This is a genomic window from Corynebacterium sp. CMW7794 (genome assembly GCF_001563605.1).
GTDB classification, from domain to species: Bacteria; Actinomycetota; Actinomycetes; order Mycobacteriales; family Mycobacteriaceae; genus Corynebacterium; species Corynebacterium phoceense.
Window position 1 is genome coordinate 1 of the sequence record NZ_KQ961781.1, and the last position, 11835, is coordinate 11835.

Here is an 11835-nt window from a genome sequence, read left to right on the forward strand (position 1 = left end):
CTGCCCGAAATCGCCAACTATAGTGTGCAACCGAAAAGGTCATCCACAGGCTTTCCTGAGAAAAACTTGCGTTGTGGTGCGGATTCGGTACTATGGCGCGCCCGCGCGAGGCACCCTCATGGTGGGCGGAAAAACTACGGCCCGGCGGCCTGCAGAAGACCGCCGGGCGGATACGGATCTAGATGGACGCGACGGAGTCGGAGCCGTCAATGAACGCCAGCGGCGACTCCGGGAATGAGTCGCGGGAAACGACCTCCGTGACGACGTCGGCGACAAGCTCGCGCGAGGTGTGCGTGTCCTTGGCGCCGGAAGCCTCGTCCGGCACGACCTTTAGGCCGCCGGCGGGTTCCTCGGTGAGCGCGGAGGGGCCGAGAATGAGGTAGTCGAGCGAAGAGATGTTAAGGCGGGCATCGACAGTCTTCTTCGCCGAAACGTAGGCGTCCCAGGAGTTGCCCTCCAGCGACGGGGAATTCTGAGTCGCCCCGATGTAGGAAATCATGACCAACTTAGGGACAGCGCGGTCCGAGGCGGCGAGAGCCTCCAAGGCGTCGATGACGGTGAGCGCACCATCGCGGTCCACGGCGGTGGTCAGCTCAGCGCCGCCGCGGCCGCCGTTGCCGGCGCCCCAGACCACGACGTCGACGCCGTCGAAGAGCTTCTCCCAGTCCGTCTGCGTCAGCGAAGTAATGTCGCCGAGTACCGGCTGCGCCCCCAACTCCCGCAGCTCGTCGAAGTATTCTTTCTTGCGCACGAGCGAGCGCACGGTGTGACCCGCGGAGACGAGCTTCGGTGTGGAAAGTAGCCCGATCTTGCCGTGGCCGCCGATGTACATGACAGTTTTAGTAGTAGAAGGCATGCCGCCCCACCGTACCACCGACGTAGGAGCGCAGCCGTATAGAATACACAGACATGTATGCCATCATGACTGTCACCGGTGCAGACTCCACCGGCATTATCGCCGCCGTCACCACCGCGATCGCGGAGAAGAACGTCAACGTCGTCGACGTCTCGCAGACCCTCATGTCGGGTTTCTTCACCATGATCCTGCGCGTCGAGTTCGACGAGAAGGAAACGACCATCGCGGACCTCCAGACGCACATGGCTCCGGTCGCCGAGGCCACCGGCCAGGCCATTCGCCTGCAATCCGAGGCCATCTTCACCGCTATGCACGAGGTCTAAGCAGCCATGTCGACACGTTTTAATACCTCCGGTGTCATCGACACCATCGAGATGATCGACAAGTACCGTCTCGATATCCGCACCGTGACCATGGGCATCTCCCTGCTCAGCTGCGCGCGTTCCACCATGGCGGAGACCGCGCAGGCCATCTACGACCACGTCACCCGCCAGGCTTCCCGCCTCGTCGAGGTGTGCGAAGGCATCGAGGCCGAGCTTGGCATCCCCATCGTCAACAAGCGCATCTCCATCACGCCCATCGCGCTCGTCACCGCCGGCGTGGACGGCAGCCCGGTTGAGGCCGCCAAGGCGCTCGACAAGGCGGCCAAGGAAGTCGGCGTCAATTTCGTCGGCGGCTACTCCGCCCTCGTCGAGAAGGGCGCGACCACTGCGGACAAGCGTCTCATCAACTCCATCCCGGAGGCCCTCGCCAACACGGACGTCGTCTGCTCGTCGGTCAATATCGCGTCGTCGCGCGCCGGCATCAATATGAACGCCGCCAAGCGTCTCGGCGAGATTATCAAGGAGTCCGCGGAGCTTACCAAGGACGATTCCGCCATCGCGTGCGCGAAGCTCGTCGTCTTCGCCAACTCCGTAGGCGATAACCCGTTTATGGCCGGCGCCTTCCACGGCATCGAGGAGCCGGATTGCGTCGTCTCCGTCGGTGTCTCCGGCCCTGGCGTCGTCGACCGCGCGCTCGGCTCGCTCGAGGGCGCCACCCTCGACCAAGTCGCCGAGGAAATCAAAAAGGCCGCCTTTAAGATCACCCGCGCCGGCCAGCTCGTGGGCAACCTCGCGGCGGAGCGTCTCGGCGTGCCGTTCGGCATCATCGACCTCTCGCTTGCCCCCACCGCCGAGCTCGGCGACTCGGTAGCGCACATTCTCGAACACATGGGCCTGGACCAGGTCGGCACGCACGGCACCACCGCGGCGCTCGCGCTGCTCAACGACGCGGTGAAGAAGGGCGGCATGATGGCCTGCTCCCGCGTAGGTGGCCTCTCCGGCTCCTTCATCCCGGTCTCTGAAGACAAGGGCATGATCGACGCCGTGCGCTCCGGCAGCATGAAAATCGAGAAGCTCGAGGCCATGACGGCCATCTGCTCGGTGGGCCTCGACATGATTGCGATCCCGGGCGACACCTCGGCCGAGCTTATCGCCGGCATGATTGCGGATGAGGCAGCCATCGGCGTCATGAACCATAAGACGACCGCCGTGCGCGTCATCCCGGTTCCGGGTACGCAGCCCGGCGACGAAGTCAACTTCGGCGGACTCCTCGGCTACGCCCCGGTCATTCCGGTCAACCAGGTGGGCAATTCCACCTTCATTCACCGCGGCGGCTTCATCCCTGCCCCGGTCCACGGTTTCCGCAACTAGCTTGCCGATGCCCCCTTCTCCCCGCCGCCGCAGCCCAGCGCGAGCCCAAGGACGGTCACACGGTGTTGATGCTGCACTCGCGCACCGTGGCATAGGCCGTGATCTCTGCGACGAATGCTGGGTCATGGCACGTGATGATAAGCGCGGAGCCGGCGCTGAGCGCGCGGTGCAGGAGAGAGTGCAGGGCGGTGCGGCCGGTGGCATCGGCAAGCGTGTCGGGCTCGTCGAAGACCACGACTTCGCGGCCCTGCGCTACGGTGGCCGCGACCTGGGCTACGCGCAACTGCGAGGCCGACGCGTCGAGGGGATGCTCGTCCGGCGGAAGCCCTAGCTCTGCGGTGAGCGCGGCGTCGCCCACGAGCTGCGCGAGCGTTGGGGTAATCGCCTGGTCCATGGGCGATTGAAGGGCCATGCCGAGCGAGGAGTGCGCGGGCTCGTGGCCGTCGAGTCCCGCGGCGGCGCGCAGAAGCGTCGTCTTGCCCGAGCCGTTGCCACCGCGCAGCCACGTGACACCGCCATGCTGCACCGGGATGGTGACGGGGCCGACGGCAAACTCGGCGTGCTCGGGGGCTTTGAGCTTCCACCAGCGTCGGCGCTGCGTGCCGCGGGTGGCGCTGAGCGGCCCGAGGGTGAATCCGTCGCCGGGCGCGACGGGCGTGAGGTCGGGTCGGGTGGAACGGGTGTCCGCCTGGACGAGGACGACGGCGGTCTCCCCCAGCCCGTGGAGCAACAGTTCGACTTGGGCGCGCGAGTTGGGATCGAGGCCGGCGTAGGGCTCGACGACGATAAGCACCTTGGGATGTGCGATGGCGACGGCCGCGCAAACAAGGCGGCGGGTCTGGCCGCCGGAGAGCCGGGCCGGGTCGCGTTCGGCCAGCTCGGTGAGACCGACGGCGGCGAGCATGTCATCGACGCGTGCGGCCATCTCGGCGCGCGGGGTTCCGCGGTGCTCGAGGGCCAGGGCGAGTTCTTCGCGGACGGTGGCGCGCAGGAGCGAGACGTGGGCAGAGGCGTCGGCGCCGATGACGGTGTCGACGCCCCACTGCGTCGCGAGCTGGTGGGCGACCTCGTCGGCGTTTTCGTCGAAACCGACCGTGACGGTCGTGACCTCGCCGGGAATGGGTTCTAGAACCATGCGATAACCACCGTAGCGAGAACGAGGAAGCAGCGCAGCGCGCGTTGTGCTGCAGAGTCTGGGACCGGTTGAAGGAGGGTGCGCGGGCCGGGCTCGTCGAAGCCGATGGCGGCGAGAGCGTGGCCTCGCTGGGCGCCCTGCGTGAGCAGTCGCGCGATGACCGGGATGATGACGCGCGGACCGACGTTGCGCAGGCCGATCTTCACACCGGCGAGGCGATTGGCGTCGCGGACTGCGGACATGGCCTGGCGGCCCTGCGGCAGGGACTGCAGGGACGCACCGACGACGTAGGCGGCCTTATATCCGACGCGAGAGACCTGCATCCACTTGGAGACCTCGGAGACAGACAGCGCGGCGGCCGCGGCGAGGACGCAGCCCATAAGGGCGGCGAAGCGCAGGGACAGCGAGCCTGCGAGCGCCAGGCCATCGCTGGTGAGGAGGGGTGCGATGCGGTGCTCGCCGTAGGGGGCGTGGATGAGCACCATGGACAGCGCCGCCGGCACGGTAAGCGCCAGCGTCGTGGCGATGACGGCGACCGAGCGCGCAGCCCAGGTGCCGAGCACGAGTGAGAGGGAAAGGATAAGCGCCGAGGATAGCGGCGTATTAACCGCCACCACGAGGAACCAGCCGCACGCGGCGGCGAGCAAGACGGTGGCGGGGTGTGGGGACATGGGGTTAGGCGGCATCGGCAGGCTGGGGGCGCAGGGAGGCCAGCGTGCGCTTGGGCAGGGCCTTGAGTGCGGCCCAGACGATGAGGAAGACGATGGCCTTATCCAGCGGATCCGAGATGAAGGACTGCATGGTCACCGAGGCGAGCAGCGAATTGCCGAGCTCGCGGAAGAGCGAGACCACGGCGCCGGTACCTACGCCGGCGGTGCCGCCGTAGACGAAGGCCGCGACGGGGGCGGCGATGGCGCCGGTGATAATGCCAATGATGGCGCCGGAGACGATGACAGACCACCAGTGCTTGAACGCGCCAGACTTGACGGCCAACCCGGCGAGCCAACCGGTGGCGGCGGCGCCTGCGGCGAATGGGAGGGCCGCGGGGTTAATGAGGCCCCAGACGACGGACGAGAGCGTGCCGGTAGCCAGGCCCGCAATGGGGCCGGCGAGCGCGGAGACGAGGACCGTGCCCACGGAGTCGAGGTAGAGCGGCAGGCCGATGGTGCCGACGATCTCGCCGACTACGATGTTGAGCACGAGCGCGACGGGGATGACGGCGATGGTGCGTGCGGGCAGCGACGGCAGGGAACCAGCGAGGAGCAGGATGGCGCCTCCGACGTAGCCGCCGAGCGTAATGAGTGCGGAGCTCGAGCCCGCCACGGATTCCCAATCGGTGGGTCGGGCGAGGACGAGGTACAGCCAGGTGAAGAGAACGAGCAAGCCGCCGATAACGACGAGCGTCCGGCGCGCGGGAGTAAGCGAGAGTTGTGACATGTGTTCCTTAAGAGGTCGGCCGCGCGGGGCGCGGCACACGAATGGAGCACGTGCGCGTTCCTATGTCACCTCGGACGCGGCGTGCAAACAGCCCATAGTTTACGACGCGAGCGCGGTGGCACAAACTTGAGGCACGCGGGGGTGACGAGAAAGGCCGAAGGCCTGCCGCTGGTTGTGCTGGCGGCAGGCCTTCTTGGAGTTGAGCTTCTTCTTGTCCGGTATCCGTGTTGCGCGGGCACGCAGGACAAGATGCTCCTGGAGTTGCTCGGGGTTCATCTTCCACATGGAGCGGTCTTTCTTTTGCGCCATCACACCTCCTTTCGCGGTCAGAGTCTTCAGAGACGTGGCTTAGTCTAGCGTCTGCGACGTGTCCGCGATGTACAGGTCAAGCGCCTTCCAGACTTTTCCTGCCGAAGAGGATGATGCAGAACAGCTCGGGAAGCCCGATGGCCATGGTCTTTCGCAGAAAGGGGTGGACTCCCCGACCCTAACACCCGCTACTCGGCGAGGAAACGGGCTGCGCGGAGAAGTTCGGTGTGGGCGGCGTCGATGTCGGCGGCCGTGACCAGACGGGCGTTGTGCGGGGCGTCCCAGTGACTGCGGAGGTCGGCGACGGAGGTGCCACGCAGGAGCGGCGAGTCGGCCTCGACGGCGATGGTGGTATCGACGGCGTCGAAGGTGATGCGGTCGAGCGCGATCATCGTCGTGAGGAGATCGTGAATCTGGGCTTGGTAGCCCTCGCCTTGGGCCTCGTGGAATTCGAAGTAGAAACGCAGCAGTTCGGGCAGGACGGTCGCGATGGGCGCGTCGCCTAGGACGTCAATGAGTTTGTCGAGACGCGGCGAGTCTATGAGGAATTGTTCGGTGACCTCGAGCGAACACAGCGTGGCTAGGTGGCCGGAGTGCCCTAGTTTCTCAAAGAAGCGCGCGGCTGCGTGCGGATCCACATGGAAATTCCACTCCGCCGTGGGCGTCGTGTTGCCGCGGTAGTTCACGGCGCCGCCCATGACGGTGAGCGACGCGAAGTCGTCGAAGCTGCGGCCGGCGGCCCACGTCGCGGCGTTCGTAAGCGGCCCCGTGATAATGAGGTGCGCGCCGACTGCTTGCGCACGCCTCCAGATGGCCCGCCAATCCGCTGCAAACTCATAGGAGTCCGGCGGCGAGAGATAGCCCACGCCGTGCGGGCCGTGGGTCTCCGGCGTCGTGACAAGCGGGACGGCGAGGGGGCTGGGCTGGCCGGGAGCAACGGGGACTTGGCTGAGGCCGAGAGTTTCCAACGCCCACGCGGCGTTGCGCGCGGTCTCCCCCACGCTCACATTGCCAGCAGACGTGGTCACGCCCACGAGCTCAATCTCGCCGACGTGATGGAGCGCGGCGAGGTAGGCCAACGCGAGGGTGTCGTCGATGCCCGGGTCACAGTCGAGAAGAACGCGCTGCATTAGGCGAGCTCCACGATCTCCATGTACTCATCGTTCCACAGGTCCTCGTCGCCGTCGGGCATGATGATGACGCGCTCAGGCTTGAGGGCTTTGACCGCGCCCGGGTCGTGGGTGACAAGGACGACGGCGCCGGTGTAGGTGCCCAGCGCCTCGAGGACCTGTTCGCGCGATTGCGGGTCGAGGTTATTGGTGGGCTCGTCGAGGAGCAGCACGTTGGCACGGGACGACACGAGCGTGGCCAGGGCCAGACGCGTTTTCTCACCGCCGGAGAGCGTGCCTGCGGGCTGTTCCAGCTTGTCGCCGGAGAACATGAATGCGCCGAGCAAGCCGCGCAGGTCCTGCTGGCCGGCGTCGGGGCAGGCCTCGATGGTGTTTTCCCACACCGTCTTGTCCGGGTCGATGGTGTCGTGTTCCTGCGCGAAGTAGCCAATGCGCAGGCCGTGGCCCGTAACAATGCCGCCCTCGCCGTCCGTGCGCTCGACGCCCGCGAGGAGTTTGAGCAGCGTGGTCTTTCCGGCACCGTTATAGCCGAGCACGACGACGCGGGAGCCCTTGTCGATAGCGAGATCGACGCCCGCGAACACCTCGAGGGAGCCGTACATCTTGGTGAGCCCGTGCGCGTTCATAGGGGTTTTGCCGCAGGGCGCCGGCTCCGGGAATTCGATGTGCGCGACCTTGTCGGCGACGCGGACGTCGTCAAGCTGGTTCATCATGCGGTCGGCGCGCGCGAGCATCTGCTTGGCGGCGGCGGCCTTCGTGGCCTTGGCACCCAGCTTGGCGGCCTGCTTTTTCAAGGCCGAGGCCTTCTTCTCCGCGTTGGCGCGCTCGCGGCGACGGCGGGCCTCGTCCGTGGCGCGGGCGTCGAGGTACTTCTTAAAGCCCATGTTGTAGACGTCCGCCTCGCCGCGCACGGCGTCGAGGAACCACACCTTGTTCACAACGGCTTCGAGCAGCTCGACATCGTGGGAAATCATGACGAGCCCGCCCTCGTGCTTAGCGAGGAAGCCGCGCAGCCACGTGATCGAGTCCGCGTCCAGGTGGTTGGTGGGCTCGTCAAGGAGCAAGGTGGTCTGGGACTTGCCTTCGCCTGACGATGCCGCGAACAAAATCTGCGCCAGCTCCACGCGACGGCGTTGGCCGCCTGACAGGGTCTTTAACTGCTGGTCGAGGATGCGCTGCGGCAGGCCTAGATTGTCGCAGATCTGTGCGCACTCCGCGTCAGCTTCGTAACCGCCGAGGCCGTGGTACTCCTCCTCGAGGCGGGAGAACTTGCGGATGGCCTTGTCACGGTGCTTATCGTCCGTGGCGGTTTCCATGATCTCCTGTTGCTTGGCCATGCGGCGTTTGATGTCGTCGAGGCCGCGGGCGGAGAGCACGCGCTCGCGCGCGGTCTGCTCGATATTGCCCTCGCGGGAGTCCTGCGGGAGGTAACCAATGGGGCCCGAGCGGGTCACGGAGCCGCCGTAGGGCTCCGTCTCCCCTGCCAGGATGCGCATGGTCGTCGTCTTGCCCGCTCCGTTGCGGCCGACCAGGCCGATACGATCCCCAGGCTGGACGCGTAGGTGCTGGCCCGGGGCGTCGAGCAGGGTACGGGCGCCGACGCGCACTTCGAAATCATTGGTCACAATCACAAGGAGCCAGTCTATCAACCCGGATTTCTAGGTGGAACTCGCCACCAACTCGCTAGCACAGCTATATTGTGCGGCTATCGCGCACAGCGGCACGGCGGCCCACCGCCGGCTGGCACCGAGTAGACACAGACGTTTCCCTTTGGACATGCGCGTCCCCCAATCTGCCTAGTGCGCTGCGTCCCATCGCTGCCGATGAACAGGATGTGTTCACGACGGCGGGACACGAAGCCTTTCAACGAGGACTCGAAGATGCCGTCGGCCCTATCGACGAGCCTGGCCGTCGCGGCCGCGCATCATAATCGGGGAATCGAGGAACGCTTCCCGGAAGTCGCCGTATGTGGATAAGCGGAACGTCCACTTCTACGTCAACCGCCTGGGGTTTCACATCGTCGAGTTCTACAACCCGCACCATCCGGAACCTCACGCGCCGGCTGACGGTCATCGCGAGGACTGCGAGAAGCGCGAAACTCCCCTCCTCCACAGCATCGATGACTACTTCTTCCGGTTCGAAAAGCGGCGCGGTGAGGCCCCCGATACGCGACGACCCGCGCTCACGCGTAGGTGCGCAAGTGCGAGTTGGTGCGTTCGGACGGCTTAGACCGCGAAGCCGAGGGCCTGGAGCATTTCGCGGCCCTCCTCGGTGATCATGTTCGGGCCCCACGGCGGCATCCAGACCCAGTTAATCTGGACGGCTTCGGCCAGCTTGTTGCCGACCACGGCGTCTTCGACCTGTTCGCCGATGACGTCCGTGAGCGGGCAAGCTGGCGACGTGAGCGTCATATTGATCATGACAGTCTCCTTGCCGTCGACCTCTTCGAACCAGAGGTCGTAGACGAGGCCGAGATCGACCACGTTGATGCCGAGCTCGGGGTCGATGACGTCACGCATATATTCGGTGACGTCGAAGGCCTTGGAAATCTGTTCCTCGGTCTGCGGCGGGCGCTGGCCGCCGCCGTCAAAGTTCGAGCTTTCGTTCTGGTACGGATCGATGAGTTCGTCGCTCATTGTTTATTCTCCAGTTCGTTGAGGGCGTCCGCAGTGGCGGCCTGGAAGGCCTTCCAGCCGAGGAGTGCGCATTTCACACGGGCTGCATATTTCGCCACGCCGGCAAAGGCAATGCCGTCGCCGATGAGGTCCTCGTCGCCTTCGTACTCGCCACGCGAGGTGACCATGTGGTCGAAGTCCTCGAGTTTCTTCATGGCTTCCTCAACGGGCAGGCCGATGACTTCTTCTGCCATGACGGACGTGGAGGCTTGCGAGATGGAGCAGCCTTCGCCGTGGTACGAAACGTCCTCGACGGTCGTGCCGTCGTCCGAGAGCTGCACGCGGAGGGTGAGCTCGTCGCCACAGGACGGGTTGACGTGGTGCACCTCGGCCTGGAACGGGTCGCGCAGGCCAGCATGATGCGGGTGCTTGTAATGATCCAGGATGACGTCCTGGTACATGGAATCAAGGTTCATGGTGCACTTCCCTACTTTGCGTCGTCTTCGTCGACGCCATCGACGCGGAAGAACTTACGTGCGTAGTGGATGGCCGCGACGAGCGCGTCCACTTCCTCGCGGGTGTTGTACAGGTAGAAGCTCGCGCGGGTCGTCGACTGAGCGTCGAGAGCGCGGTGCACAGGCCACGCGCAGTGGTGGCCGGTGCGCACGCACACGCCCTGATCGTCGAGGACCTGGCCGAGGTCGTGCGGGTGGATGCCCTCTACGCTGAAGGACACGGCGGAACCGCGGTTTTCCGGGGTGGTCGGGCCGTAGATGCGCAGGCCCGGAATCTTCTGCAGCTCCTCAAGCGCGTAGGCGGTGAATTCCTGCTCGTGTGCATGGATCTTGTCCATTCCGATCTCACTGAGGAACTCGACGGCGGCGCCGAGGCCGACGACCTGCGAGGTCATCTGGGTGCCGGCCTCGAAGCGCTGCGGCGGCTCGGCGAAGGTGGTGCCTTCCATCTTCACGATCTGAATCATGGAGCCACCGGTGAGGAAGGGCGGGAGCTGATCCAACAGTTCGCGCTTGCCGTACAGGACGCCGACGCCGGACGGGCCGCACATCTTGTGGCCGGAGAACGCAGCGAAGTCGACGTCGAGCGCGTGAAAGTCGACCGGCATGTGCGGCACGGACTGGCACGCGTCGAGGACCACCATGGCACCCACGGCGTGGGCGCGGCGAACGAGCTCCTCGACGGGAGCTTGGGCTCCGGTAACGTTCGACTGGTGGGTAAACGCGACAACCTTGACAGAGTCGTCGAGCTCGAGCGAGTCGAGATCAATGCGGCCATCGGCGGTCGCCGAGTACCACTTAAGGGTCGCGCCAGTCCGGGCGGCGAGCTCCTGCCAGGGCACTAGGTTCGCGTGGTGCTCGACCTCGGTGATGACGATGGTGTCGCCTTCGCCGACGTAGAGGTCGCCCGCACGCTTATCGCCAAGCACGAAGGCGACCTCGTTGAGGGCCTCGGTGGCGTTCTTGGTAAAGGCGATCTCGTCGCCGTCGGCGCCGACGAACTTCGCGATGTTCTCGCGCGCGGTCTCGTAGGCATCCGTGGCTTCCTCCGCGAGCTGGTACGAGCCGCGGTGCACGGGAGCGTTGGTATGGAGGACAAAGTTCTCCTCAGCCTTCCACACCGACAGCGGGCGCTGCGAGGTGGCACCCGAGTCGAGGTAGACCAAGGGCTTATCCTCGCGCACGGTGCGCGAGAGGATCGGGAACTGTTCCCGGATGGCGGTCACGTCTAGGTCAGACATGACACCTCCTTGTTGAAAATCACGTCTAAGTTTGTGTCTAAATATTCGGTTATGCCGCCATGCGGCGGTGGGACGCGAAGGCCCGCCGGGAATGGTCCTGGCGGGCCGGGCGCGGGTGCTACTTGATGAACTTCTCGTAGCCCTCAGCTTCAAGCTGGTCTGCCAGTTCGGCACCGCCCGTCGTGATGATGTGGCCGTTGGCGAAGACGTGGACAAAGTCCGGCTTCACATAGTTGAGGATGCGCTTGTAGTGCGTAATCATGAGAATGCCGCCGCCGGTCTCCTCCTGGTAGCGGTTAATGCCCTCGGAGACGATGCGCAGGGCGTCGACGTCAAGGCCGGAGTCGGTCTCGTCCATGATGGCGAACTTCGGCTTGAGCAGGTCGAGCTGCATGACCTCGTGGCGCTTCTTCTCGCCGCCAGAGAAGCCCTCGTTGACGGAACGGTGTGCAAACGACTTATCGATGTCGAGCTTCTCGCGGGCGGAGGTGAGCTCCTTGTTCCACTCACGAAGCTTCGGGGCCTCGCCGCGGACGGCGGAGACGGCGGAGCGCATGAACTGTGCCATCTTCACGCCGGGGACCTCGGTCGGGTACTGCATAGCGAGGAAGAGGCCGGCGCGAGCACGCTCGTCGACGGACATCTCGAGGACGTTCTCGCCGTCGAGGAGGATCTCGCCGGAGGTGACCTCGTACTTGGGGTGACCAGCGATGACGTAGGACAGCGTGGACTTGCCGGAGCCGTTGGGGCCCATGACGGCGTGGGTCTCGCCGGAGTTAATGGTGAGGTTGACGCCCTTGAGAATCTCCTTGGGAGTCTCATTCTCATCGGACGGAACGACCTGCGCGTGGAGGTCTTTGATTTCCAGGGTAGACATATAAGTTTTCCTGCTTTCGCTAAAAG

Annotated in this window: 13 protein-coding genes; 2 read left to right on the plus strand and 11 right to left on the minus strand. The window is 65.2% G+C overall.

Annotation, left to right across the window (positions count from 1 at the left end):
- Nucleotides 1-178: 178 nt before the first annotated feature.
- Nucleotides 179-856 (minus strand): NAD(P)H-binding protein, encoded by a 678-nt coding sequence (locus HMPREF3227_RS11925; RefSeq protein ID WP_066493275.1) that lies wholly within the window; start codon nt 854-856, stop codon nt 179-181.
- A gap of 53 nt (nt 857-909) precedes the next feature.
- Between HMPREF3227_RS11925 and HMPREF3227_RS11930 the strand changes: the two genes are divergently transcribed.
- Entirely contained in the window at nt 910-1179 is a 270-nt protein-coding gene (locus HMPREF3227_RS11930; RefSeq protein ID WP_066493272.1) for an ACT domain-containing protein, read from the plus strand.
- Between the two features lie 6 nt (nt 1180-1185).
- Nucleotides 1186-2550: a PFL family protein gene (locus HMPREF3227_RS11935; RefSeq protein ID WP_066513322.1), complete on the plus strand. Its 1365-nt coding sequence runs from the start codon at nt 1186-1188 to the stop codon at nt 2548-2550.
- A gap of 55 nt (nt 2551-2605) precedes the next feature.
- Here the strand turns inward: HMPREF3227_RS11935 and HMPREF3227_RS11940 are convergent, their stop codons facing one another.
- The 10 genes from HMPREF3227_RS11940 to sufC all read right to left on the minus strand — a co-directional run bounded on the left by HMPREF3227_RS11940 (nt 2606) and on the right by sufC (nt 11809).
- The gene (locus HMPREF3227_RS11940; protein WP_066513326.1) at nt 2606-3685 is read right to left on the minus strand and encodes an ATP-binding cassette domain-containing protein; all 1080 of its coding nucleotides are present in this window, start codon (nt 3683-3685) and stop codon (nt 2606-2608) included.
- Nucleotides 3676-4356 (minus strand): CbiQ family ECF transporter T component, encoded by a 681-nt coding sequence (locus HMPREF3227_RS11945; protein ID WP_066493265.1) that lies wholly within the window; start codon nt 4354-4356, stop codon nt 3676-3678. The genes HMPREF3227_RS11940 and HMPREF3227_RS11945 overlap by 10 nt, the downstream gene beginning before the upstream one ends.
- A gap of 4 nt (nt 4357-4360) precedes the next feature.
- Entirely contained in the window at nt 4361-5122 is a 762-nt protein-coding gene (locus HMPREF3227_RS11950) for a glycosyl transferase family 9 (protein WP_066493263.1), read from the minus strand.
- 99 nt (nt 5123-5221) lie between these two features.
- The gene (locus HMPREF3227_RS11955; protein WP_066493261.1) at nt 5222-5431 is read right to left on the minus strand and encodes a hypothetical protein; all 210 of its coding nucleotides are present in this window, start codon (nt 5429-5431) and stop codon (nt 5222-5224) included.
- A 188-nt stretch (nt 5432-5619) separates the two neighbouring features.
- Nucleotides 5620-6561 (minus strand): nucleoside hydrolase, encoded by a 942-nt coding sequence (locus HMPREF3227_RS11960; protein WP_066493259.1) that lies wholly within the window; start codon nt 6559-6561, stop codon nt 5620-5622.
- Nucleotides 6561-8192, minus strand: a complete 1632-nt coding sequence (locus HMPREF3227_RS11965; RefSeq protein ID WP_066513327.1) for an ABC-F family ATP-binding cassette domain-containing protein — start codon at nt 8190-8192, stop codon at nt 6561-6563. Before HMPREF3227_RS11965 ends, HMPREF3227_RS11960 begins: the two co-directional genes overlap by 1 nt.
- A gap of 594 nt (nt 8193-8786) precedes the next feature.
- Nucleotides 8787-9197: a metal-sulfur cluster assembly factor gene (locus HMPREF3227_RS11975; protein WP_066493253.1), complete on the minus strand. Its 411-nt coding sequence runs from the start codon at nt 9195-9197 to the stop codon at nt 8787-8789.
- Entirely contained in the window at nt 9194-9652 is a 459-nt protein-coding gene (sufU, locus tag HMPREF3227_RS11980; protein ID WP_066513331.1) for a Fe-S cluster assembly sulfur transfer protein SufU, read from the minus strand. The genes HMPREF3227_RS11975 and sufU overlap by 4 nt, the downstream gene beginning before the upstream one ends.
- A gap of 11 nt (nt 9653-9663) precedes the next feature.
- A complete protein-coding gene (locus HMPREF3227_RS11985) occupies nt 9664-10932 on the minus strand; it encodes a cysteine desulfurase (protein WP_066513334.1) in 1269 nt (422 codons plus the stop codon).
- Nucleotides 10933-11050: 118 nt separating this feature from the next.
- Nucleotides 11051-11809, minus strand: a complete 759-nt coding sequence (gene sufC, locus HMPREF3227_RS11990) for a Fe-S cluster assembly ATPase SufC (protein WP_066493245.1) — start codon at nt 11807-11809, stop codon at nt 11051-11053.
- Nucleotides 11810-11835 lie beyond the last annotated feature (26 nt).

What these genes read in the sequence shown, in the direction of transcription:
- HMPREF3227_RS11925 (WP_066493275.1), bottom strand. Translation starts at nt 856, where the DNA reads ATGCCTTCTACTACTAAAACTGTCATGTACATCGGCGGCCACGGCAAG.
- HMPREF3227_RS11930 (WP_066493272.1), top strand. Translation starts at nt 910, where the DNA reads ATGTATGCCATCATGACTGTCACCGGTGCAGACTCCACCGGCATTATC.
- HMPREF3227_RS11935 (WP_066513322.1), top strand. Translation starts at nt 1,186, where the DNA reads ATGTCGACACGTTTTAATACCTCCGGTGTCATCGACACCATCGAGATG.
- HMPREF3227_RS11940 (WP_066513326.1), bottom strand. Translation starts at nt 3,685, where the DNA reads ATGGTTCTAGAACCCATTCCCGGCGAGGTCACGACCGTCACGGTCGGT.
- HMPREF3227_RS11945 (WP_066493265.1), bottom strand. Translation starts at nt 4,356, where the DNA reads ATGTCCCCACACCCCGCCACCGTCTTGCTCGCCGCCGCGTGCGGCTGG.
- HMPREF3227_RS11950 (WP_066493263.1), bottom strand. Translation starts at nt 5,122, where the DNA reads ATGTCACAACTCTCGCTTACTCCCGCGCGCCGGACGCTCGTCGTTATC.
- HMPREF3227_RS11955 (WP_066493261.1), bottom strand. Translation starts at nt 5,431, where the DNA reads ATGGCGCAAAAGAAAGACCGCTCCATGTGGAAGATGAACCCCGAGCAA.
- HMPREF3227_RS11960 (WP_066493259.1), bottom strand. Translation starts at nt 6,561, where the DNA reads ATGCAGCGCGTTCTTCTCGACTGTGACCCGGGCATCGACGACACCCTC.
- HMPREF3227_RS11975 (WP_066493253.1), bottom strand. Translation starts at nt 9,197, where the DNA reads ATGAGCGACGAACTCATCGATCCGTACCAGAACGAAAGCTCGAACTTT.
- sufU (WP_066513331.1), bottom strand. Translation starts at nt 9,652, where the DNA reads ATGAACCTTGATTCCATGTACCAGGACGTCATCCTGGATCATTACAAG.
- HMPREF3227_RS11985 (WP_066513334.1), bottom strand. Translation starts at nt 10,932, where the DNA reads ATGTCTGACCTAGACGTGACCGCCATCCGGGAACAGTTCCCGATCCTC.
- sufC (WP_066493245.1), bottom strand. Translation starts at nt 11,809, where the DNA reads ATGTCTACCCTGGAAATCAAAGACCTCCACGCGCAGGTCGTTCCGTCC.